Origin of the sequence: Vibrio sp. La 4.2.2 (genome assembly GCF_027586995.1) — a bacterium.
Lineage (GTDB): Bacteria > Pseudomonadota > Gammaproteobacteria > Enterobacterales > Vibrionaceae > Vibrio > Vibrio mediterranei.
Genome location: NZ_JAPPTJ010000002.1, coordinates 244,138 through 267,634 on the forward strand (window position 1 = coordinate 244,138; position 23,497 = coordinate 267,634).

The window sequence follows — 23,497 nt, forward strand, 5'->3', positions numbered from 1 at the left end:
AGAGTAACGAACTATTTGTTTAGACACACTTTCTGAAAGTCATTCCATTCACCCACCCCCGGAGCCACTTCTAAGCAGCCTTCCTTAGTGTCCATAACTGCGGTTAGCGTAGAGATAAAATCCGACCCATATGCTGCATGTTGAGCGATAGGTTTGGTATTAAGCACGTACTTTGCTGCGTCAACATTTCCCTCAGGGCTATTATTGATAAACTGTTGAGCAAACTCTGCGCGCCATTCAGTGTAGGCAGTAGCGATGGTGCGTTTTCTGCTTTTCTCGCCTAACCCTACTGATTCAGCAAAAGACTGCATCACGCCCGGACGTTCGGAATGGTTCGCATGACCGATACCTGCTGGACGTTTTATGACGTAATTATCGCCTTCTAGCATTTCTATACCAATGGTATCGCCATTTACATCTGCAAAGTTAAAATGCGATGCAACAACCGTTCGGTGTTTCTCTAGAATTTTCTCTGCTTCTTCCACGCTTTTGGCGTGACGAGCTAAGTAGTTTTGAAGAGCGCCAAGTTCGATTGCACTATTAGATTGAAGACCTACACCTTTTGAGTCAGTGCCCTGAAAGTTAATCACCACACCTATGTCTTTGCCAAGCGTTTGGCCAGAGCCATAAAAACCGGACGCCATGACTTGAACGTAATCGTCAGCTTGAAGAACCCAATAGTTGCCGCCAGATAAAGAAGGGGTATCGTTGACTTGTCCAACCACCCCTGTACCTGCAAAACTAATGGTTGTACAGCCACTTAATGATGATTGGGCTGCTGACGCTAACGCGGCGTCAAGTTGAGATAATGTGAACATCCTTTCTACAGAAATACCTCCGACTTCTGCCAATGCTTCTACTATTTCAAAGTACTCGGGATTGAGTTTTCTCGAGTTCTCCAATACTTTCATGGAGTCTTTTTCGAATTCGACAACATCAATTCCCGCCAGTTTGTAAACATACTCTGCCTCTTTAATGCCTCGCCTAACCTCATCACCAATTTGGTTTTCAAAAACCGTGACATAGCTTTTAGAGTCAAGACCTCGAATATCCACAACTGGCAAGCTTTTCTGTTGTACGAATGTCTCTGGAGCGTAATAGGGTTGGTTAACATTCAAACCTTGTGCAGGCTCGAGAGATATTGCGTTTGCACTACAAGACAGCGTTAGTGCGGTGATGATTAAAGCTTGATGAGTAGTTTGCATAAAGGTGCCCTCAGTTAAAATATAAGGTTTGATAACTAGTGTTGTGTGTAACCTGGTATAAACTTATCATTTGATATATCCGTTATTCGGATAGGATGGGTATGTAAATTCCACATAATGGACAAATCGAAATGGCAGAGATTGAAACAGAAGGTTTTGAGTTTTTTGGGGTCGAGGAACAGGTATTCCGAAAAATGGTTATAGAGAGAATGGAAGCATTGATGGTTCAGACCCAGCTTTCCAAGAACTCACTGGCAAAAAAAGCGGGAATTGGTCGATCTGCGCTTTATGAGAAAATGGATAGAGAAGGAAAGAGCCATTTTTCTATTCTAGATTTTTTCCGTATTGCGAAAGCACTTGATGTTAGTCTTCTTCAGCTATTCCCCATGACCAGCTTAGAACGACTTCATGGCGGGCAATTACCGTTATCCGCAAGCACGTTGAAGTTTCTGGATCTAATGTTGGCAGCTCCGAAAGAAGATGTTGAGTACTTATCAGAATTCTACCGTACATTGAAAAAACGAGACGAGCAGAAAGCATAGCAATTATTTGTTCATCAGGTCGTAAGTAAAAACCACTTTCCATATTCCAGACAAAATAGGGCTATAGTTTCCATATAATGGACGCTGTCTTTGATACGATTTTTGTCGTTGGCACAGTTGATGTGCCTGTCGAAATGTTATCGGAGACCTTGTATGAAAACCTTACTTAGAACTGTCCCACTGTCTTTATTATTGCTGTTACCGTTGACCGTAAGCCACGCTGCTTCATCTCCCGAACCTACTGCTCGTGAGTCCCAAACCGAACAATACGCTATGGTGATCGCATCCGGAAAACTCTTAAGTCTGACGAAATGGAAAGTTGAGGTCGACTTTGGGCAAGAACTGGAGATTGGCGTTAGGAACAAAGACCTATTACGCGACGAAAATGGCAAAACCATTGCGTTTAACTCGCCAATGGATGCTCTAAATTACATGAATAGTCAGGGGTGGGTGCTTGTTTCTACAGCCACGACGGAGAGCAAGTTTACCGCTGTAATGAAGCGTACAGCGCATCAGTAAGTAGGTAGGTTGTGCGTATGATGAGCAAAGTAATAAACGTTTCGATGACTGACGTAGATAAGCAGGCTGAGCTGTGGCGGAATAGAACTGTAGCATCTCGACCCAAGGTACCTGCTTTGTGTGTGAATTCCGCGTTAACGTATGTTCGAAACCTATTTCTTCAAGAGTCGATTCTGCAAGAGCCGAGCCACGGCTGCGGTTGGTTAGATGATCTTCTAAGCGGATGTTCTCGATATAGTGCTCTGCATTACAGTGAAATTTTAATCGTCAGCAGTTTAGTAATAAAGCACCGTTTGGAATTTGAAGGCAATGGTTTACTAATTAAGCCAGCATTATACGGTGAGACGCTTGATGTTGAACCTATGTGGGGAGAGGGGGGAGATAAGCGCCAAACGCTCATTCATATCTTGTATTTGCTTAGTAATATGGTGAAACGAACAGGCACGCCAAGTAGTTCGCTTATTACTAGTGCTTTCGTTAGTGCTATAGAGTGCTTCGATGCGATTGGATTAGAGTGCAGGTCATGTTACTTAATCAAGACATCTAGTGGGATGCTGCAAATAAAAACGGCCACCTTGTCTTAGACAAGTTGACCGTTTAATTTTCAGCTGCGCAAACGTAGATTAATCGCAAATCTCAATTGTTGTATCGCCTTTATTCACAATAGCCTCTAATTCTTTAGTCAGAGGCGCATCAGTGAATAAGCAACTTGCATCACTAATTGGACCTAATTCAATGGACCCCTTTGGGATAAACTTAGTTGAATCCAAAGCGACCAACACATGTCGAGCCGATTTCATTACTGTTTGAGTAATCAGAGTTTCGCTTAAGTCATATTCCAATAAGGTACCATCAACATCGATAGATGCTGCACTGGTAATAAGGAAATCAAAACGGAAGTTGGAAATAAAGTCCAATGCTTCAGTCCCGACAATACCACCGTTAAATGCCTTGACCTTGCCACTTGGTATCAGAACATCAAATGTCTTGTTACCGTGTAACACATTCGCAACACGTAAGCTGTTAGTAATAATCTGCAAGTTACTCTTGTTAAGCAGATGACTCGCAATAACTTCAGCGGTCGTACCAATAGTGATGAATACCGTTGAATTATCAGGAATCATATCCGCAATACGTTTAGCAATAGCGTTTTTTTGTTCGGTCTCTGACACCTTACGGACTTCGTAATCTAGGTTCGTTTTGGTAGCAGGAGAACTTGCTCCACCATGGTGACGTATTACAAGGCGCTCTTCACTGAGTTTCTTAATATCACGACGAATCGTTTGAGTCGAAACGTCGAGCATTTCTGCGAGTTCTTCGACGGTGTAGTAACCTTTGTCGTTAACGAACTGCAATAATTTATCTTGTCTTGGATTAGTCACGATAACCCTTCTTTTTTATTATTAGTTTTATATAGTGTCATCCACTTCTTTTCGGGTTGGAATACCTTCGCGGCCTCCAAGTTTCTTACATTTCAGCGCAGCTACGGTATTGGAAAAGATAATGGATTGACGCGTTTCCATACGCTCTGCAACAGCGACAGCAAGTGCTCCGTGGAAGACATCGCCTGCACCTGTGGTGTCAACAACATCTACTTTCAAACCTACTTGATGTGCGAGTTCGCCATTTTCAAGCCAATAACATCCTTTTGAACCGACTGTAACATAAACTCGTCCAGATGTCTTTTTTTGAGCGATTTTGAGACCTTCAACAGGATCGCTTGTTCCAGTGAATTTTTCGAGACCTGGCTCACTAAAAGCGACGTGATCTGCTAATTCTACAAGTTCATCAATGGGTTCGGGAGTGATGTCTGCATCTAAAACTGAGGGAATACCCAGTTCTCTTGCTTGCTGTAGTGCATATTTTGCGCCATCTATCCAACGAACATCTGTAAGAATTGTGGAATATGTCGAAAAATCAACATTTTTAAGAGGGGTAGCATCGCGCAGCAGAGACTTGTCTTGATAGTTGACTATCATTCGTTCGCCTTCTTCATCGACGATGACGGCTGAAAATGCAGAGGATGCACCTTCGATTTTCACCATCTTGTCTACGCCAACACCATAGCTGGCCAATTCGGTCAACATGGTATCAGCAACGCTGTCACAACCAACACGACCTATGAAGTCAACGTCATGGCCTAACTTAGCCACTGCGACCGAAGCTGTAGCGGCTGGTCCACCACCAACTTCAAAGTAATCGTGTGCAACATATTTGCCGCCCTGAGTCGGGAGTTGGGAAACCAATTGCACTCGGTCTAATACTGTAATACCAACACAAGCTATCGCCATTTTATATCTCTTATCGTTTCAAACATCATTGGAAAAAAAGCGGTGAAACTATCGTTAGCTTTAAGGAAAAATCTCCGTCGAAAACCATCGAGTGTTTTCACAACTCATGGGCTCATTATAAGGACTAAATAGATTTGCGATGAGAGTATTCTCACAAAAAGATAATAAATGGACATAAAACAACAAAATGTGACAAATGTTGTGGTTATTAAATCTCGAATGATTATAGTAAGTAGCAATTCAATAACAGAACTAAGGACTTTTTCATGTCAACAGTAGGATTCATCGGTCTAGGTCAAATGGGCAGCCCAATGGCAGCAAACCTTATTAAAGGTGGCCACTCTTTACGCGTGTTTGATATCAGCGAGACTGCTGTCGCAAAGATGGTTGAGTTAGGTGCTACAGCCGCTACATCACCAGCAGACGCTGCATCTGACGCTGAGTTTGTTATTACTATGCTGCCTAATGGCGCACTGGTCAAAAGCACACTCTTTGGTGACAGTGGCGTTACAGAAGGCTTAGATAAGCAGGCGTTACTTATCGACATGTCGACCATTCACCCGTTTGAAACTGATGCGCTTATTAACGAGATGTCGGAAAAAGGCTTCTCAATGATGGAAGCACCAGTAGGTCGAACATCTGACCATGCGATCAAAGGTGAGCTGTTGATTCTTGCTGGTGGTACTCCAGAGCAAATCGCCAAAGCGCAACCATTATTTGATTGCATGGGCTCTGAAACAATTGATGCTGGTGGCCCAGGTAAAGGTATTCGCGTAAAAATCATTAACAACTATATGAGCATTGCTCTTAACGCATTGTCTGCAGAAGCGGCGACACTTTCTGAAGCTATTGGTCTTGAGTTTGATGCAGCATTGAAAGTCATGAGTGGTACTCCAGCGGGTAAAGGTCACTTTACAACAACCTGGCCGGGCAAAGTATTAGCAGGCGACCTAAGCCCTGCATTTATGCTGGATTTAGCGCATAAAGATCTAGGAATTGCTTTGGATCTTGCTAACCAAGTGAATGTACCAATGCCTTGTGGTGCGGCATCTCGCGAGCTATATAGTGTTGCGCGTGCAGCAGGCCGAGGTCGTCAGGATTGGACTGCGGTATTTGAACAGCTACGCGTTACTTCAGGTCTTGAAGCAAAAATTAAATAACGGATAGAGGCAATCACGTGAAACTGACTCAAGAAAACTGGGGCCACATTGAGGGTCAAGAGGTACCGGTTAAGCTCTTTACGTTGGCGAATGAACACGGTATGACGATACGTGTAACAAATTACGGGTGTATTGTCTCTTCCATTGAAGTCCCAGACCGTAACGGCCAGATTGCTGATGTGGTTCTAGGTTATGAAAGCCTTGAAAAGTATGTTGCTGGCCACCCGTTTTTTGGAGCAGTCGCGGGGCGCTTTGCAAATCGAATCAGAGATGGCCGTTACCAATTAGATGGACAAGTCTTTCAGTTAGAAACGAATGAGCTTCCGACGGGGCAGCATTTGCACGGTGGCTCAAAAGGGTTCGACAAATACGTTTGGAATTACACGCTAGAAGAGCAAAGTGAAGCGATTTTTGTTCATTTCAGTCGAATCTCTCCGGACGGTGAGTCAGGGTTTGGTGGCAACTTAGTCGTGACACATTCAATCGGTCTGGATGAACAGAACCAAGTCCATTACAACTTTACTGCTCATACCGATCAGTCAACGGTCGTCAATTTGGTCAATCATAGTTATTACAATCTTGGTGGGCATGATTCAGGAACCGTTGATAATCATCAACTAACACTGCAGTCAGAGTTCTATACTCCAGTGGATGAAACCATGATTCCAACGGGAGAAATTTGTTCGGTAACGGGCAGTGATCTCGACTTTACCTCCCGCACAGAAGTAGGCAACAGAGAGTTTGACCACAACTTTATATTAAACGGCGATACAGACCGACAAGGTTATCGAATTGCTGCTGAACTGTATGAACCTAATAGTGGTAGAGCAATGACGGTCTTTACTACTCAACCTGCGGTGCAGTTCTATAACGGTTTCAAGTTGTCGAATAAGCCTTGGTATGGTCGCAATGGTCATAAGTATGAAAATCGTGAAGGACTATGTTTGGAAACACAGCATTATCCGGATAGCCCTAACCAAGCGCACTTTCCATCCGTGCGTTTGAATCCTGGTGAATTGTTCGAAGAAAAAACTATTCACCGTTTTGAGGTGAAATAGACCTAAAAATCAGCAAACCGCTATTGCCGTTCGCTAGATAACAATAATGATACTGAATTCAATGCGATGGACTGATAGGGTCGGTCGCAACAAAAAATAACGAGGAAACACCCTATGAAATGGATTAATACCCGATCCCATAACACATGGTTAGATAACGAAACTGACCGCATTTTTGAGTTTGGCAGAAACTCTGTGGTACCAAACGGTTTTGGTTGGATTGGTAACAACGGCAATGTGCGCGAAGAGATGGGCACACGTCTTTGGATAACTGCGCGCATGCTCCATTGTTATTCCTTGGCTGCACTTATGGGACGCCCTGGTGCCTATGACCTTGTCGAGCACGGTATTAAAGCTCTAGAAGGCCCGTTGAAAGATCAAGCTCACGGCGGTTGGTTTGCGACAATTGATAACGAAGGCGAAGGCATTGTTGATGAGTCAAAACAAGGCTACCAACATGCGTTTGTGCTCCTTGGCGCAGCGAGTGCAGTCACTACAGGTCACCCTCGTGCGCAAGCACTTCTGGAAGAAGCCATTGCCGTATATGAAAAGCACTTCTGGGTCGAAGATCGTCAAATGTGCTTCGAGTCTTGGGACAGAGAATGGACTGAAACCGAGGATTACCGCGGCGGTAATATGGCGATGCACTCTGTAGAGGCTTTCTTGATTGTTTACGATGTGACAAAAGATAAGAAGTGGTTGCAGCGCGCACTTAACATCACCGAGTTTATGATCAACAAAACAGCGAAAGGATTAAGCTACCGCGTTAATGAACACTTTGACTCTGAGTGGAAACCTCTTCCTGATTACAACAAAGAAACGCCAGCAAGTCATTTCAGAGCGTACGGTGGTACACCAGGCCACTGGATCGAGTGGGGACGTTTGATTTGTCACTTACGTGCGACCTTGCTTGAGATTGGTGAAGATTGTCCAGAATGGTTGTTAGAAGACGCTATTGGACTATTTGATGCTACGGTGCGTGACGCATGGCATGTCGACGGTGCGCCGGGCTTTGTTTATTCGGTAGATTGGGATGGCAAGCCAGTAGTTCGTGAGCGTATCCGCTGGGCTCCTGTAGAAGCGATTGGTACTGCTTATGCTCTATTTACAGTAACGGGTGATAAGAAGTACGAAGATTACTATCGTACATGGTGGGATTATTGCCGTACCTATTTGATTGATTATGAAGGATGCTCTTGGTGGCAAGAGTTGGACGTAAATAACCAAGCCGGCACTAGCAAGGTATGGGATGGTAAACAAGATATTTACCACTTAATGCATTGTTTGGTGATTCCTAGATTGCCACTGACTCCAGGGTTAGCTCCTGCATTATCTCAAGGCTTGCTTGACCAAGATATGAGATAACATCCTAATATCATTAGATATTAAATTTAAGTCTTTCCGAAAGATGACGGTGTAGTGCCGTCATCTTTTTTTTGTTTTTAACATTTTGGTAGAGAAAATCAAAAAACAACATAAAGATGTGCTCTATAGCTCATTTTTGTCCTTAATTGAGCGTTTGTGTCATAAAGTGATACATAACTAACAGAAGTGGACGTTTTGTACTGGTAAATTACTACAGTAACGAACAAATACAGAGGAACACTCACAATGCCTTATATGTCAGGTAAAACAATGATTCAAGAAGCGTGGAACAATGGCTATGCCATCGGCGCTTTTACTGCACACAATTTAGAAACAATTAAAGCAGTGCTTCTTGCCGCTGAGAAAGAGCAATCACCAATCATGCTTCAAATCGGCCAAAAAGCGATTAATGAAATGGGCATGAAACCGTTACGCGATGCTGTTGACTCTCTAATACAACATCACCAGATTTCAGTGCCAATCTGTATTCACCTTGATCATAGCCGCAAGTTCGAACAGTGCATGGAAGCAGCAACCCGTGATTTCCAATCGCTGATGTTTGACGGTTCGGCACTTCCTTTCGAAGAGAACATTCGCATTACTAAAGCTGTCGTCGACGTAGCTAATGCACTTGGCTTAGGTGCTGAAGGTGAGATTGGCAAAATTGGTGGTACGGAAGATGACATCACTGTTGATGAGAAAGATGCAATGATCACCACGGTTGAAGAAGCTCTGGACTTCTCTGAACGCACGGGTGTTGATTATTTGGCCGTTTCTATCGGTACCGCTCACGGTGTATATAAAACAACACCAGAGCTGAAATTTGACCGTTTAAGCGAAATCAAAGAAGCAGTGAAAAAACCTATTGTACTTCATGGTGGCTCAGGTGTACCTGATGACCAAGTGGTCGAAGCTGTGAAACGCGGTGTAGCGAAGATCAACGTTGATACTGAGCTTCGTCAAGGCTTTATCAAAGGTGTTCAAGCTCACTGGAAACAGAATGAAAATGATTTCATTTTGGCGGATGTCATGAACACAGGTATTGAATCAATGATGGAAGTTGTTCAACACAAAATCCGTCTATTTGGCTCAAACGGTAAAGCTTAAAACGACCAAATGTCCATAATGTGACATTAACCCTACAAAAAACGACATATTGTTGCTCAGTGTGAAAAAACTCACGGTTAAAAATTACTAACTGGGTTATCAATATAAATAGAGTGGACAATATGTCGTTTAAATAACAAAAATTATTATTTTTTATGGTGGTTCTATGCTTAAAGCAATGGAAAACGCTTTAAATACGATTAATGCGCCAATAGCGCGCTGGACAGCAAATATAGCAGGTTTCTTCTTGTTAGTGATGACTGTCATCGTATTGATTCAAGTAGCCTTTCGCTACATTTTAAACACTCCTTTGGGGTGGACAGATGAATCATCTCGTTTCTTGATGATCTACATGACTTACCTTTGCCTACCAATCATCTACCTAGATGAGCGTAATATCGCGATGACATTCGTCACCGACAAATTAAAAGGGACGCGTATATTCGAACTCTTGATGGTATTTGGCCATGTCGCTAGCTTGGTCTTGTTTGCGGTCTGGATTTACTTCGGTTACGCGTTTTACAAAACAGGGTCGGTAATGGCGGATAGTCTTCCTATTCCAATGTTTGTCGTGTATGCGATTCCACCGATTATGCTGGCGATTTCGTGTCTATTTGCTCTCCAAAAGTTACTTGGCGCATTACACAACCTGATTCATTTCGATCCTGCTGAACATAATTCATCAGCAGTAGAAGCGGCCGAGTAGAGGTAACGTTATGGTTTCCCCAATTTTCCTAGTTTATTTTCTAGCATTCCTATTAATGGGTGTGCCTGTGCTGATGGCATTAGGTTTGTCGCCAATCATCACATTTATTCAAAATGACCAAGTACTGTTCATCAACATGCTTTATCAACGCTTGTACTCTGGTCTTGATAACTTTCTTCTATTAGCGCTGCCATTCTTTATGTTGGCGGGTGAGTGTATGTCGAGCGGCGGTATCACGCCACGTATTATCTCTTTCGCTCAAACTCGAGTTCAACACCTACGTGGTGGCTTAGGGCACGTAGTTATTCTTGCCTCCACGCTGTTTGGTGCACTAACCGGGTCGGCAGTGGCTGCGACATCGGCAATCGGCAACATGCTGATTCCAGAAATGTCCAAATACAAGTATGACAAGAGCTATTCAGCAGCGTTAACGGCGGCGGCGACGGTACTTGGTAATATCATTCCACCTTCTGGTCTGATGCTGTTGTATGCGTTTGTCATGAACACATCTGTCGCTGCTATGTTTATTGCTGGTATTGTCCCAGGCATCATCTTCTGTGTTGGCTTGATGCTGGTAAACCGAATGCAAATTCGTAAGTATCCTGAAGTACAAACTCTGCCTCGTGCTACTAAGCTAGAGCGCAGTCAAAGTTTGAAACTGGCGATTCTGCCGTTGTTGACACCAGTCATCATTCTCGGTGGTATCTATGGCGGTATCTTTACGCCAACGGAAGCGGCAGCAGTAGCAGTAGCTTATGCCATCTTCCTGTCGGTTTATGTCATCAAAGTGACCAATATTAAAGCTACCTATGCGTTGTTTGCAAAAGTAGCGGTGAACGCAGCAGCCGTACTTATCATTGTTGCAGCGGCAAGTGGCTTTGCGTCAGCGATCAGTTTCTCAGGTATTTCGAATACGGTTACAGAGTTCTTTAATAGCATTACTCGTGACCCACTGATGCTGTTCTTCATCATCAACATCTTCCTATTCATCGTAGGCATGTTCTTGGATGCTGGTCCAGCAATCCTAATCTTCGGTCCTATTATTGCGCCAATCATGATCAATGCGGGTGTCGACCCAGTGCACTTTGGTGTGGTGATGTGTGTCAACCTATCTATTGGTCTTGCGACACCACCTATGGGACTAGTTTTATTCGTTGCTTCGGGCGTATCCGGACAACCCCTACAGAAAATTTCGAAGGCGATCATTCCATTCTTGATTGTAGAGTTCTTGATCATCTTCCTCATCTCATTCTTCCCGGAATTAGTGATAGGCCTACCTAAGCTGTTGGGCGTGATGTAGAGCTGATTCAAAAGAATACGTGAAACAAAAATTTATAAAGATAAAAGGAACATAGAATGAAAAAAACACTACTAGCCGTCGCTGCCACAGCCATGCTTGCTTCTGGCGCCGCTTATTCAGCAGACTATAAACTGACGGTTCCACACGTGTCTAACCTAGATAGTTATAACCATCAATCGCTACTGGTTTTCAAAAACTTTGTAGAGTCTCGTTCTAACGGTGCGATTGAAGTAGACATCTATCCATCAGGTCAGCTATGTGGTACGGCGAAAGAGTGTATTGCTGGAGTTCAAGCAGGAATGTTTGATTATTTCCAAACGACAATTCCTGAGTTAGCGAACTTCTGGCAGCCTGTTGGCGCATTCGACTTACCTTACATGCTTCCAAATGACCGTGTTGCTGAGTGTGTATACGACAACGAAGAGTTCATTGGGGATGTACGTGGTGAGCTTCTAAAGAAAGCGCCTAACGTTCGTCTAATGATGGTATCGAACTCTGGTGGTTGGCGTAACATTGCTACGACTAAGAAGCAGGTGAAAACTCCTGACGACGTGAAAGGTTTGAAATTACGTACTGTACCTGCACGTATTCAACAAGAGCTTGTTAAAGAGCTAGGCGGTTCACCAACACCTATCGCATGGCCTGAAGTGTATACCGCTCTATCAACGGGTGTGGTAGATGGTACTAAGAACGGCATCGTTGATATCGTTCAAAACAAGTTCCACGAAAGCTTGGACTACATCATCCTTGATGGTCACGCGTACATGGGCGGTGCTTGGGTGTTCAATGACATGAAATTCAAGTCTATGCCTGATGAGTTGAAAGCAGTGCTCATTGACGGTGTTGCAGCACAAAACCAATACCTACGTGCTTATCCGAAGCACAAAGAGTTTGAAGCTTACGAAGAGTTCCGCAAAGCGAAAGGGACTATCTATAACCCATCTGCAGAGGAGCGTGCTGAGTTCCAAAAAGTAGCTGGTCCAGTGAAAGATTACTTCCTAAGTACTGCTGGTAAAGAAGGTGAGCAATGGCTACAGCGTTTTGAAAATGAGATCAAAACGTGTGAAGCGAAGATTGATGCTGAATACAAAGTTCAGTTCAAGTAATACGCCAGCTTTTGATTAACGATAGTAGGGCGCTAGGGCACAGACTTTAGCGCCTTCTTCAAATGATTTTTCGATTCAGATTTCTGAATTCTTTAGGGTTAATAAGATGAACTTAGTCGTTACAGAGCAAGGCTTTACCTTGCAACATAAAGGCCGCACGGTTGTCGAGCATAGCGTGTCTAAGCCTGCTCTTTATTTGGGTATTGGTGAAGGCAACTTCGACATGTATCGCGGTAATTTTGATATCACGGATTACGTGACTGAGCGCCTGCCACTACGTCAATTCAAAGTGGACAGTTTTACTCGTGAAGGCCAAGACTTTCATACCATTGGTTTCTATTTTGATGGTAAAGAAGTCATTAAAATGATTGTTGGTGAGACAGCTGAGTCTCGCTTAAAAGCGGAATTTGAGGCGATTGATAAGAGCTTCAACCGTTTCTGGATGCGCATCTCAGCAACTGAAGAAGAACGTGTTTTCGGTTGTGGTGAGCAGCTAACGTATCTAAATCTACGTGGCAAAAATTTCCCGCTTTGGTCATCAGAACCGGGTGTTGGCCGTAACAAGAACACTTATGTGACATGGCAAGCGGACGTGCTTGATAAAGCAGGGGGCGATTACTACAACACTAACTACCCGCAACCAACTTTCGTTTCAGACAAAAAGTACTTCTGCCATTTAGAGACTACGGCTTACGCAGATTTTGATTTTACCAATTCAGAGTTTCATGAGCTGCAAGCTTGGGATATCCCACAATACATTCTGTTTGATGCAGAAGACAGCTACCCAGAACTCATGACCAATATTACAGGTGTCTTTGGTCGTCAGCCAGAAATGCCAGACTGGGTGCATGACGGTGTGATCTTGGGTATTCAAGGTGGTACTGAAATTACCATCGAGAAAGTGGAAGCTGCTAAGAAAGCGGGAATTCAGGTAGCAGGTGCATGGTGTCAGGATTGGCAAGGTATCAAGATGACGTCGTTTGGTAAACGACTTCAATGGGATTGGCAGTGGAACAAAGATCTATACCCAGAGCTAGATACTAAGATCCATGAATTGAAAGAGCAGGGCGTACGTTTCTTGGGTTACATCAACCCATATGTGCTTGAAGATTTTCCTCTGTATGACGAAGCACAACAAAAAGGTTACCTAGCTACAAAGGAAGATGGCTCTAAATACGTTGTCGACTTTGGCGAGTTTTATTGTGGCGTCGTTGATTTCACGAACCCTGAAGCTTGTGAATGGTACAAAGGTGTCATCAAAAGCAACATGATTGATTTCGGCCTTGACGGTTGGATGGGGGACTTTGGCGAATACCTCCCTACAGACTGCTCACTAAGCAATGGTGTAAGTGCGGAAATTGAACACAACAAATGGCCTTATCGTTGGGCAAAAGTGCAGCATGAAGCGGTTGAAGAAGCGGGCAAAACCGATGATATTTTGTTCTTTATGCGCGCTGGCGGTACAGGCATTCAAGGATATTGTCACACCTTATGGGGTGGCGACCAATCAGTAGATTGGTGTCTTGATGATGGTTTGGCTTCTGTTATTCCAGCGGCTCTGTCTTCAGGCTTAATGGGTAACGGTATTCACCATAGCGACATCGGTGGTTACACTACGTTGCATGGTATGAAGCGTACTAAAGAGTTATTCCAACGCTGGGCAGAAATGGCTGCATTTACGCCAATTATGCGCAGTCATGAGGGTAACCGTCCTGGAGATAACCACCAATATGACTCTGATGCGGAAACCATGAGTCATTTGGCTAAGATGACTAAGATATTTGTCCACCTTAAGCCATACATTAAAGATGCAGTTGCACTTAATGCTAAGGAAGGTATGCCGGTTCAACGTCCATTGTTCATGCATTATGAGTCTGACGACGAATCCTACGACATTAAATATCAGTACTTATTCGGCCGCGATATCCTAGTTGCACCAGTATACAATCAAGGCGAAACCGTAAAACGTGTCTATCTCCCTAAAGACAAGTGGATTCATGCTTGGACTGGTGAGGTATTTGACGGTGGATGGATAGATGTGGAGGCGCCAATTGGAAAACCTGCGGTATTCTACCGCGAAGCATCTAGTTATCGTACTTTATTAGATGGCATTAAAAACGCGTAAATTCAGATAGTTATAGAACTAGTTAAGGCCCTGTGTTAACACAGGGCTTTTTGTTTTGTTGTTTTCAACATAAATGGACAAATAATTACAATTCGATATTGACGTGGTTCACAAAAGAGTGCAAAATTGCGACATAAATCACAAGGTGAGCTGGATTGCAGTTCGCTGCTTTAAAAGGAAAACACATGAACAACACAGCAACTATTGCTCTTGAACAACCAATTGAACTTATTGATTCAAAATCTAAAGTTATACTCCGTGAAGCGCTATCTTTAACAAAAATGGCTGCATCTATCGCAGTACCTCTTTTGCTACTTTCTCTTGCTTGGATCTAATACGATTCGTTATGCACACATGGAAGTGCATTACTAACCTTATCCTCTTACTTTCTCAACATATCCCAATAACTTCTGCAGATTAGCCTATTGCCGATCAGGCAAGGCCTAATACTAAAGAGTCAATTTTCAGTTAATTCTAACCAATTCTGACTAAGATCAGTGTTATTCGAATTAGTCATTAATGTCCATTCGTGTTGTGAATACGATCACTCTCACTAATAGTGTAAGTCAGTAAAATACAGGGTCTGCACGATGTAGCAAGCCTACTCGTCAATTCGTATCCGTTTCGCTCAAAAGCGAACAACTCTGGTTTATCAATGCTGTCCATAGAAGATAACAAAAAGAAATGGGATTTTTTCCAAAAGCATCATTGGGTTTCCCCGGAATTCATGTTGTCACCAATTCTGGAATCGTGGGAGCGCTGCTCAAAGCAATCTAGCCCCTATAATTGGTCTAAGCCGCACATTGCCTCAGGTTATACTCTCAAATCACTTATCAAGCGTAATGAGCGAGTGATTACCTGTGCGACTACAGTTATTGAAGATACTTACGATTTGCTGCGTGATGAAGCTGTCATTCTATTTGTGACAGATGATAGTGGTTGTGTCTTATTTACCGTAGGGCATGATGATTTGCTGCGCGAAGTGAATGAACTTGGTTTAAAAAAAGGCTGCTTTTTTTCTGAGGGCAAAGTAGGCACTAATGCCATCAGTTTGACTTTGAATACCCATATGCCAGCGGAAGTATTTGCGGCTGAGCATTTTAATCGACATTTGCATCCTTATGCCACAACAGCGGCGCCTATTTTTGATACGTTCGGACGCTTGAGGGGCACTATTTCTTTGCTAAAACGCGCTAAGGAATACACCAAAGAAAACCATGTGATTATTTCGTCCTGTGCTAAGGAAATTGCGTTGCAAATCCATGTGCAAAATGAGCAAGAGAATATGAACCGATTGCTGAATGCGCACAATGCAACATTAGAGTGTATGGATGACGGTTTACTAGCATGGAATGATGAAAACCGGATCACGATGGCAAACCATCAAGCAGAACGATTACTTAAATTTAAGACGTTAGATGTTATTGAAAAGGATATCTTTTCTATTGTTCGTTTTGCGCCTTCTATCTTGAGAAGTATTGAAGAAAACAGCACGATCCGCCGTAAGCAAACCACGGTAGAGATTGGTGGTGAGTTTATTGAATCGATCATCACACTCAGACCATTAGTGGATGGCTCTAAACTGCTCTTTATCCATCCAATCGATAAGATTCGTGAGTTAGCACAGCAGCAAATTGGCGGCAGTGCGAAATACACTTTTGCTAATCTCAACGCGCAGTCAAAGGGCATGAAGCATGTTATTACTGTGGCGAAGCGAGCGATCAAATCTAAGGCACCAATCTTAATTACTGGCGAAGAAGGCGTGGGTAAGTCTGACTTAGCTATGGCGATACACAACGAAAGTGACTTCAAAGATGGACCGTTCATTAGTATCAATTGTCGCTCACTCACTTCAGAAGCAATGATTCGAGAAATGTTGGGTTACGACGATGAAGATGGTCATGGCTTGCCTTCTAAGTTCGAATTGGCGCACAACGGTAGCTTGTATCTGGAGAAGATCGAGTATTTAAGCCCTGAACTACAAACTGTGATTTTGAAGTTACTCAAGACTGGCTTGGTGAGTCGTAGTGACAGTCAGCGCTTGATTCCAGTAGCATTTCAGCTTATTACCAGTACCACATCTGACATTAGTGAATATGTGGCGCAGCGCTCCTTTGGTCGTCAGCTCTATTACGAAATCTCGTCCAACGAACTCAATATCCCACCATTAAGAAAGCGCAAGGAAGATATCGAGCAATTAGTGATGATGATTATTACCAACTATGAAAAGCGTCATAATGTAGCGGTGTCGATTGAGCGCACAGTAATGGAAGCTCTGGTACAGTTTAGTTGGCAAGGTAACAATTCAGAGTTGAAAAGTCGTATGGAACGAATTCTACTCAACCGCAGTTCCAATATGATTTCGCTCGAAGATATCCCAGAAGAGATTAAACATAATTCTAATGACGCGATGGGAAAGAGTGGTAAGCAAATACTGACACTCGAAGAAGTAGAGAAGAAAGCCATTATCCAAGCTTGGAATATGTTTGATGGCAAGATGCAAGATATGGCAAAAGCGCTTAACATTGGTAGAACAACCTTGTGGCGCAAGATCCAAAAATATGGCTTGGATGATCAAACATTAAGCTGATGTACTAAGAGCATGTTTTGTACGGCGCAATTCTGCCGGATTAATACCGTAGTGGCGTTTGAATTGTTTGCAGAAATAACTGACATCACCGATGCCGATTTCTTCGGCAATTTGACCAAGTGGTAGGCTTGAGTTGTTTATTCGCCAATGTGCATGCCCAAGACGCATCTTTAACCAGTAGCCTTTTGCAGTGGTATCGTGTGTTTCCATGAACAAACGATCTAACTGGCGTCGGCTTATACCAATTTCGCTCGCGATAACATCGATAGTTTGTCTCTTCGATAGCATTTGACGCATTAGCGCTATTGCACGTTTGGTTTGCGTAGGAGAAGCAGTATTGCCATCCTGCCCAAAAGAGAGGGATTTCACTCCATGCTGACTCTGCCTTGCCTCATCGACGAACATATCGGCGAGTCCTTTTAGTGCTTTTTGTCGGCCACAATGTCGACTGATTAACTCAACGGCTAACTCAATCGCAGCGGTGCCTCCAACACAAGTTATTCGATTTTTATCAACGTGATAGAGCTGATCAGAGAGCAATGGAATATCAGGAAATTCACTAACAAACTCTTGTTCGTGACGCCAATGGACGACAACACTATGTCCATTCAGCAACCGACATGCCGCGAATAGGAAGCTAGCATTATCGATAGCAACTAAAGTTGCACCCCGTGTCACTGCTTTTTTTAATAGTGGCTTATATTCCGTCGCGTTCTCCATACTTTGCGTAGCGCCTCGTGAGCCGAAAACAACAACATAATCGTAATGCTCAAATTGAGCGTCTTTTAACGCAAATTCAGTTTCAACCGCAACGCCACTGCTTGAGGTGATCGTGCCATGTTTTAGAGAGGAGATGTTCCACTGACAATAGCGCTGCTGGCTGTAATCTTCTTCGTCGGCTGAAAAACGTAATTTATCCAAAAAACCGCCAAAAGGTAGCATGTTGAATTGGTCTAGGACGACTAAAAGAAAGCGAACATCCGTATGGTCAGGTGAGGCAGTCATGAGAGCTCCGTTGATGATGTAATGTCCAAATATTACCGTGTTAAGTCTATATATCACCCAAAGAAAACGCTAGTGATTCGTATACTGACGTCATAAGTAATTCAATTTAATGGTTAACGATGACGTTTGATGTTTGGTTAGTGTATCTGTTTAGTGTGGTGTGTCTGTCTTTGGCTCCTGGTCCGAATGGCATGCTTGCATTGAGTCATGGGGTCGTCTACGGCAAGACAAAAGTGTTAGCGACGATTACCGGGGGCGTGATTGGTTTTGTGTTGTTGATTGCACTGGCGATGTTTGGTGTAGGTGCAGTCATGTTAGCGACTTCGGAAGCACTTACGATCTTAAAGTGGGTGGGTGGCGCTTATCTTATCTATTTGGGTTATAAGCTATGGAATAGCCCGAGTCCAGAACAGACGAGTGTCGAGAAAACTGTTAACGCCAGAAAACGTGGTTTGTTTATTCAGGGCTTTTTGGCGGCGGTGTCTAATCCCAAAGTGTTGTTGTTCTTTGGTGCATTTCTACCTCAGTTTATGAATTCCACCACACCATTGATGCAGCAATTTGTGGTTATTGCTGTAACCTTTGCTGTAGTGGAATTTTCTGTTGAGTATCTTATTGCTCGTCTGGCAAATAGGTTACGTCCTTGGTTGGCTCGGCATGGAAAGCGCTTCAACAAAGGATGCGGTTCTATATTTGTGATATTGGGTGGCAGCTTCATCGCCTCTTAAACAAAGTATTACGGCTGACTGTAGACGACTTCGCCTTGTAGCATGGTCATCATAAACTTTGCTGAAGGGATATCTTCTACTGCAACCTTCGTGATATCACGATCAAGAACAACAAAGTCAGCAGATTTTCCAACGCTAATGCTGCCAGTAATATCACTAATACCTAGACTCTTTGCGGCATTAATTGAATAGGCATCGATCGCCGTACTTACATTGGGAAGTCCTTTACTGCCCATGTGAATACTATTGGCTATGCCAACTAACGGGTTGATGTCATGCACATTCCAGTCACTACTTAAGGTTAAGTTCGCACCGCTAGTAAATATGGCGCGCAAGTTCATCAAAGCGTGAGCCCGTCTTGCGCCAAGAAATGCTTGTGCCCATTGATGGTCATTGTTGGCGACGTAGTCGGAACCAACTTGAAAGTCGGCGGTGACATTTAACTCGGCAAAACGAGGAATATCATCGTTGTCGATCAACTCCACATGAGTCAGGGTGTAGGGTTTAGTAGAACCATGGCGACGAACTATTGCTATCGCGTTGAGTGACTCTCTGATTGCGCCATCACCGATAGCGTGGATGTGTGCACTGTAGCCAATTGCATCAAGTGCCGTCAGCCATTTCTCCATATCGCCTGGGGCGATGTAATTTAGGCCGTAAGGTTGGTCTGGAACATAAGTATCCAAGTAGGGTGCTAACGTTTTCGCAGTTCCGTTGATAAAGATGCCATCGCTGTACATTTTGACTTGGTCTACAATCAGTCGTTGTGAGGAGTCGCTAGTGTGTATTTTCTTCAGATAACCTAATTGGGGTTTCATAATGTCAGTGGGGTAAATCCAAGGACGCAAAGATACACGAGCGGTTAAATCGCCGTTGCGCTCGGCTTCTTTCCACACATCAAACCAACCTCGCTTCCAATACAGGCGTCCATCACCAATCGTGGTAATACCATGAGCGGCCGCTTCTTCTAGCCCAACCATTAAACCATCGTAACTTTGGTCGAACTGGTTGTTCATGCTATTCCATGCCAACTCCATAACGATGTCGCCAGCGTTATCCAAAAGGATACCGTTGAGCTCTTCGCTCTCTTGATCTTTGAGGATTTTTCCGCCTTGAGGATCAGGCGTATTGTTAGAAATTGCTGCGAGCTCCAAAGCCACGGAGTTGACCCACATAGAGTGCGAAGTTTGCTCCATTAGGATAACCGGACGGTTAGGGAATATCTCGTCTAGAACTTGCAACGGGGTGTTCTCGTTGTCGTCACTTAAAATAGCCTCTAGCGAAAAACCGTATCCAATCAACCATGAGTTGTCAGAAGAGTATCGTGCACAGGCTTTTAAGTAAGGGATTTGCTGTTCCAACGTTGCATCCAATCCCAGCGCACAGTTTCCGCCAGCCTCTGAAGCTGCTTCAAATACGTGATTGTGATTATCAATAAAACCAGGCAAGACATAAGTTTCTTTAAGATCGATAATCTCAGTGTGCTTATCTTGGTAAGACTTAATATGTAAGAGGTCACCAATAGACTGGATTTTGCCATCTTGAATGGCAATGGCCGTTGCATTGTCGTAGCCGTATATCTTGGCATTAATCAACAGAGTATCAGCGCTACTGGTAGCATTGGCGTAACTACTAATAGTGAACCCAAAAGCAGCGAGTAGAGCGTAGGTGTTTTTCATGATCATTCCTTCTGTCCCTCACTCATTATGAAAGGGATTGTAGAAAATAACTACTACTCAAAGTGATTGATTTGTTGAAGAAATTGAAAATGGGCTCTGCGTACGGTAACTGTAATAATAGCCATAAAGTCGGCAGCTACGCCGACTCACGAATGATCAGTTGAGGTGGTTGAATAAGACTATACGGTTGAGAATGTTCTTGTTCTAGTTGGCTAATAAGACGTTTCGCAGCCTGTCTACCCATTTCTCTTGCGTTGAAGTTGACGAAAGTAAGCGGAGGCTCGGTTAACTCTGCTTCTTCTACGTCATCAAAACCGATAAGTGATACTTGTTCACCAATAAACTGATCTTTGCCAATTTGTCGACCAGAACGATGAATGCCATACACAGCACCAAGCGCAGTGGAAGAGTGGTGGCAAAGAATTGCGGTTATTTGCGGGTGTTCAGACAGTAGCGTTTGTACTGCGTTAGCGGCCGCCTTTTGACCTTTTTCGCATTCCACAACCCATTCTGGTTTAAATGGCAAACCAAATTGCATGAGGGTGGAACAGTATCCACCGATTCGCTCGGCTCTACACAACGAACTGCTTGCACCTCCAACGTATGCGATTCGGCGATGTCCTTGTTTTATTAGATGTTCGGTTGCAAGCTTCGCCGCATAGTTATTATCAGGGCCGACAAAATCTATTTGCTTGTCGAGCGATGCACGAGAGACGCAGACCAAAGGCAGGTTTTGTTCCTTCATTTTTTCGATATTAAATTGCTGGTTGTCAGCGATAGGGCAGAAAGCGATACCACCGACACCTTGCCGTGACATTGTCATCATGCACTTTTCAAATCGTTCCTGACTATCGCCACTTTGAGCCAGAATCAACATATAGCCTTGGTGTTCAATCTCTTCGCTAATTCCAGATGCGACTTCGGAGTAATAAGGGTCACTAATGTCTTTAAGGATCAGACCGATTATTTCGCTCGAATTTGAGCGTAAGTTTGCTGCAGCGCGATTACGAATGTAGCCAAGCTCTTCAACAGCTTGGTTAACCTTGTCTATAGTGTCGGGAGAAATACGTCCTTTGTTTCCCAATACCATGGAAACAGTTGTGACGGAGACTCCCGCATATTTAGCGACTTCTGTAATGGTCACTTTTTTTGATGACATAGTTTCACTTAATGTAGGAAAAACGTTTTATCAAATTACTTTACCTTCATTGTGTTGTTTTTTAAAGCCTTACTTTGGCTATGGGATTTGTTGTTTAAGTGGATCACAGATTTGCTGATAAAACGTTTTATCAAAAGTTTTATCAGCTTATATTTGCGTCATAAATACAAAATATCATGCCCATCAGCAGTGGTGAGTATGAGCCCTACAAGCTCTTAATCTTTTGGAGACGTACTATGTCTACACGCAATAACAAATCGACCATGTGGGAGTTTCTGCAAAGCCTCGGCAAGACTTTCATGTTGCCTGTCGCACTTCTTGCTTTCTCAGGTATCTTACTTGGGGTGGGGAGTTCACTGTCGAGCGCGGCAATTAAAGAAGCGATCCCTTTACTAGATAATACCTTGTTGCAATACCTATTCATGTGGATGACAAAAATAGGTCTTGTTGCGTTTATTTATCTTCCAGTAATGTTCGCTATCGCCATTCCTCTTGGTCTAGCTCGCGAAGAAAAGGGTGTGGCGGCCTTTGCGGGTTTTGTTGGTTATGCCGCGTTTAATCTCGCAATCAACTTCTTCCTAACCGTGGCTGGCGTGCTAGGTGATAGCGCCCAAGAAAAAGCGTATGGTGTAAAAAGTATTATCGGTATTGAGTCGATAGATACAGGCATCTTAGGCGCAGTCGTTGTGGGTATTATCGTCGCAAAACTGCACCAGCGCTATTACACCTTTAAAATGCCTGATGCATTAGCCTTCTTTGGTGGTGCGCGTTTTGTCCCGATTGTATCTGCGATTGTGCTAGGTGTGGTTGGTGTATTTATCCCATTTGTTTGGCCATATTTCGCAGCGGGTATCAACGGTATTGGTCATGTTATCGAAGGTGCTGGCGAGTTTGGTCCGATGCTATTTGGTACCGGCGAGCGTTTGTTATTACCTATTGGTTTACACCACATCTTAGTTGCTCTGATTCGTTTCACTGAAGCGGGCGGTACAATGGAAGTGTGTGGTCAAACGGTTTCTGGTGCATTGAATATTTTTTACTCTGAGCTGTCTTGTCCTGATACTCAAGGATTCACACCTGAAGTTACCGCTTTCCTTTCTCAAGGTAAAATGCCGACTTTCCTAGGTGGTTTACCAGGTGCAGCATTGGCTATGTACCACTGTGCGCGTCCAGAAAATCGTTCAAAGATTAAAGCACTTTTGATCTCTGGTGTTGTAGCGTGCGTGGTAGGGGGTATTACTGAGCCTCTAGAGTTCTTGTTCTTATTCGTGGCACCAGTTTTGTATTTTGTTCACGCAATCCTGACTGGGCTTGGCTTCATGATTATGGGACTGTTAGACGTCACGATTGGTAACACCGACGGTAATATTATCGACTTCTTCGTCTTTGGTATTCTCCAAGGAACAGCGACCAAATGGTATTTGGTACCACTAGTCGCGGGTGTTTGGTTTATCGTCTACTACTCAGTGTTCAAATTTGCCATCACTCGTTTTAACTTGAAAACGCCGGGGCGTGACGTTGATACGGCTGAAGTCGATAGCCAACTTGAAGCAGCGTTTGTAAATGAATCTGGCAAAGGGGCTGCGGTGTTGGCTGCGTTAGGTGGAAAAGAGAATATCACCTCTCTCGATAACTGTATTACGCGCCTTCGCATGTCTGTTAATGACATGAGTTTAGTGGATGATGCGAAGCTAAAAGCCAACGGTGCTCTGGGTGTTATTAAGCTTGATGAACATAACTTACAGGTGGTCATTGGCACTCAAGTGCACTTAGTTAAAAACGAAATGCAGGCTTTAATGAGCGCAAGCTAGTCCAGTGTTTTGCTCTGCCTCAGTGTCGATTGTCTGACACT

General features: G+C 43.7%; 21 protein-coding genes. 15 read left to right on the forward strand and 6 right to left on the reverse strand.

The annotated features are described in order from the left end of the window. Positions 1-11: 11 nt before the first annotated feature. Positions 12-1,205 carry a C45 family autoproteolytic acyltransferase/hydolase gene (locus OH456_RS04310; RefSeq protein WP_270032877.1) on the reverse strand — a complete coding sequence of 398 codons (1,194 nt, stop codon included), beginning with the start codon at positions 1,203-1,205 and terminating at the stop codon, positions 12-14. A gap of 131 nt (positions 1,206-1,336) precedes the next feature. On the opposite strand from OH456_RS04310, the gene OH456_RS04315 reads away from it, so the two are divergent. The 3 genes from OH456_RS04315 (at position 1,337) to OH456_RS04325 (ending at position 2,850) form a co-directional block, all read left to right on the forward strand. After that, positions 1,337-1,747, forward strand: coding sequence for a helix-turn-helix domain-containing protein (locus OH456_RS04315; RefSeq protein WP_270032878.1), 411 nt, complete (start codon positions 1,337-1,339; stop codon positions 1,745-1,747). Positions 1,748-1,900: 153 nt separating this feature from the next. Beyond that, positions 1,901-2,266, forward strand: a complete 366-nt coding sequence (locus OH456_RS04320; protein ID WP_171390311.1) for a hypothetical protein — start codon at positions 1,901-1,903, stop codon at positions 2,264-2,266. A 17-nt stretch (positions 2,267-2,283) separates the two neighbouring features. After that, on the forward strand, positions 2,284-2,850 hold the full coding sequence (locus tag OH456_RS04325) for a hypothetical protein (protein ID WP_062461270.1): 567 nt from the start codon (positions 2,284-2,286) through the stop codon (positions 2,848-2,850). Positions 2,851-2,889: 39 nt separating this feature from the next. Here the strand turns inward: OH456_RS04325 and OH456_RS04330 are convergent, their stop codons facing one another. Further along, on the reverse strand, positions 2,890-3,648 hold the full coding sequence (locus OH456_RS04330; RefSeq protein ID WP_124942181.1) for a DeoR/GlpR family DNA-binding transcription regulator: 759 nt from the start codon (positions 3,646-3,648) through the stop codon (positions 2,890-2,892). 27 nt (positions 3,649-3,675) lie between these two features. Beyond that, a complete protein-coding gene (locus OH456_RS04335; protein WP_006069611.1) occupies positions 3,676-4,557 on the reverse strand; it encodes a sugar kinase in 882 nt (293 codons plus the stop codon). A 266-nt stretch (positions 4,558-4,823) separates the two neighbouring features. Here OH456_RS04335 and yihU point away from each other — a divergent pair, with 266 nt between their 5' ends. The 10 genes from yihU (at position 4,824) to dhaR (ending at position 17,074) form a co-directional block, all read left to right on the forward strand. Next, entirely contained in the window at positions 4,824-5,717 is an 894-nt protein-coding gene (yihU, locus tag OH456_RS04340) for a sulfolactaldehyde 3-reductase (protein ID WP_006069612.1), read from the forward strand. A gap of 17 nt (positions 5,718-5,734) precedes the next feature. Then, entirely contained in the window at positions 5,735-6,775 is a 1,041-nt protein-coding gene (locus OH456_RS04345) for an aldose epimerase family protein (RefSeq protein ID WP_006069613.1), read from the forward strand. A 114-nt stretch (positions 6,776-6,889) separates the two neighbouring features. Beyond that, entirely contained in the window at positions 6,890-8,140 is a 1,251-nt protein-coding gene (locus OH456_RS04350; protein ID WP_006069614.1) for an AGE family epimerase/isomerase, read from the forward strand. A 246-nt stretch (positions 8,141-8,386) separates the two neighbouring features. Further along, positions 8,387-9,247 (forward strand): class II fructose-bisphosphate aldolase, encoded by an 861-nt coding sequence (locus OH456_RS04355; RefSeq protein WP_006069615.1) that lies wholly within the window; start codon positions 8,387-8,389, stop codon positions 9,245-9,247. 166 nt (positions 9,248-9,413) lie between these two features. Beyond that, positions 9,414-9,953: a TRAP transporter small permease gene (locus tag OH456_RS04360; RefSeq protein WP_270032879.1), complete on the forward strand. Its 540-nt coding sequence runs from the start codon at positions 9,414-9,416 to the stop codon at positions 9,951-9,953. Positions 9,954-9,963: 10 nt separating this feature from the next. Then, positions 9,964-11,253: a TRAP transporter large permease gene (locus OH456_RS04365; protein ID WP_038221714.1), complete on the forward strand. Its 1,290-nt coding sequence runs from the start codon at positions 9,964-9,966 to the stop codon at positions 11,251-11,253. Between the two features lie 56 nt (positions 11,254-11,309). Continuing rightward, the gene (locus tag OH456_RS04370) at positions 11,310-12,359 is read left to right on the forward strand and encodes a TRAP transporter substrate-binding protein (RefSeq protein WP_062461282.1); all 1,050 of its coding nucleotides are present in this window, start codon (positions 11,310-11,312) and stop codon (positions 12,357-12,359) included. A gap of 106 nt (positions 12,360-12,465) precedes the next feature. Next, positions 12,466-14,484 carry an alpha-glucosidase gene (locus OH456_RS04375; RefSeq protein WP_270032880.1) on the forward strand — a complete coding sequence of 673 codons (2,019 nt, stop codon included), beginning with the start codon at positions 12,466-12,468 and terminating at the stop codon, positions 14,482-14,484. 185 nt (positions 14,485-14,669) lie between these two features. Continuing rightward, positions 14,670-14,819 carry a hypothetical protein gene (locus OH456_RS04380; RefSeq protein WP_038227019.1) on the forward strand — a complete coding sequence of 50 codons (150 nt, stop codon included), beginning with the start codon at positions 14,670-14,672 and terminating at the stop codon, positions 14,817-14,819. Between the two features lie 320 nt (positions 14,820-15,139). Then, a complete protein-coding gene (dhaR, locus tag OH456_RS04385; RefSeq protein ID WP_088878623.1) occupies positions 15,140-17,074 on the forward strand; it encodes a dihydroxyacetone kinase operon transcriptional regulator DhaR in 1,935 nt (644 codons plus the stop codon). Here the strand turns inward: dhaR and OH456_RS04390 are convergent. Beyond that, entirely contained in the window at positions 17,066-18,079 is a 1,014-nt protein-coding gene (locus OH456_RS04390; RefSeq protein ID WP_270032881.1) for a GlxA family transcriptional regulator, read from the reverse strand. The two genes, dhaR and OH456_RS04390, sit on opposite strands and share 9 nt — an antisense overlap. A 119-nt stretch (positions 18,080-18,198) precedes the next feature. Here OH456_RS04390 and OH456_RS04395 point away from each other — a divergent pair, with 119 nt between their 5' ends. Continuing rightward, a complete protein-coding gene (locus tag OH456_RS04395; RefSeq protein ID WP_270032882.1) occupies positions 18,199-18,807 on the forward strand; it encodes a LysE family translocator in 609 nt (202 codons plus the stop codon). 8 nt (positions 18,808-18,815) lie between these two features. Here OH456_RS04395 and OH456_RS04400 read toward each other — a convergent pair whose 3' ends face one another. Then, positions 18,816-20,486, reverse strand: a complete 1,671-nt coding sequence (locus OH456_RS04400; RefSeq protein ID WP_270032883.1) for an amidohydrolase — start codon at positions 20,484-20,486, stop codon at positions 18,816-18,818. A 136-nt stretch (positions 20,487-20,622) separates the two neighbouring features. Next, the gene (gene malI / locus OH456_RS04405; RefSeq protein WP_240205439.1) at positions 20,623-21,645 is read right to left on the reverse strand and encodes a Mal regulon transcriptional regulator MalI; all 1,023 of its coding nucleotides are present in this window, start codon (positions 21,643-21,645) and stop codon (positions 20,623-20,625) included. 236 nt (positions 21,646-21,881) lie between these two features. On the opposite strand from malI, the gene malX reads away from it, so the two are divergent. Further along, the gene (gene malX / locus OH456_RS04410; protein WP_088878619.1) at positions 21,882-23,456 is read left to right on the forward strand and encodes a maltose/glucose-specific PTS transporter subunit IIBC; all 1,575 of its coding nucleotides are present in this window, start codon (positions 21,882-21,884) and stop codon (positions 23,454-23,456) included. Positions 23,457-23,497 lie beyond the last annotated feature (41 nt).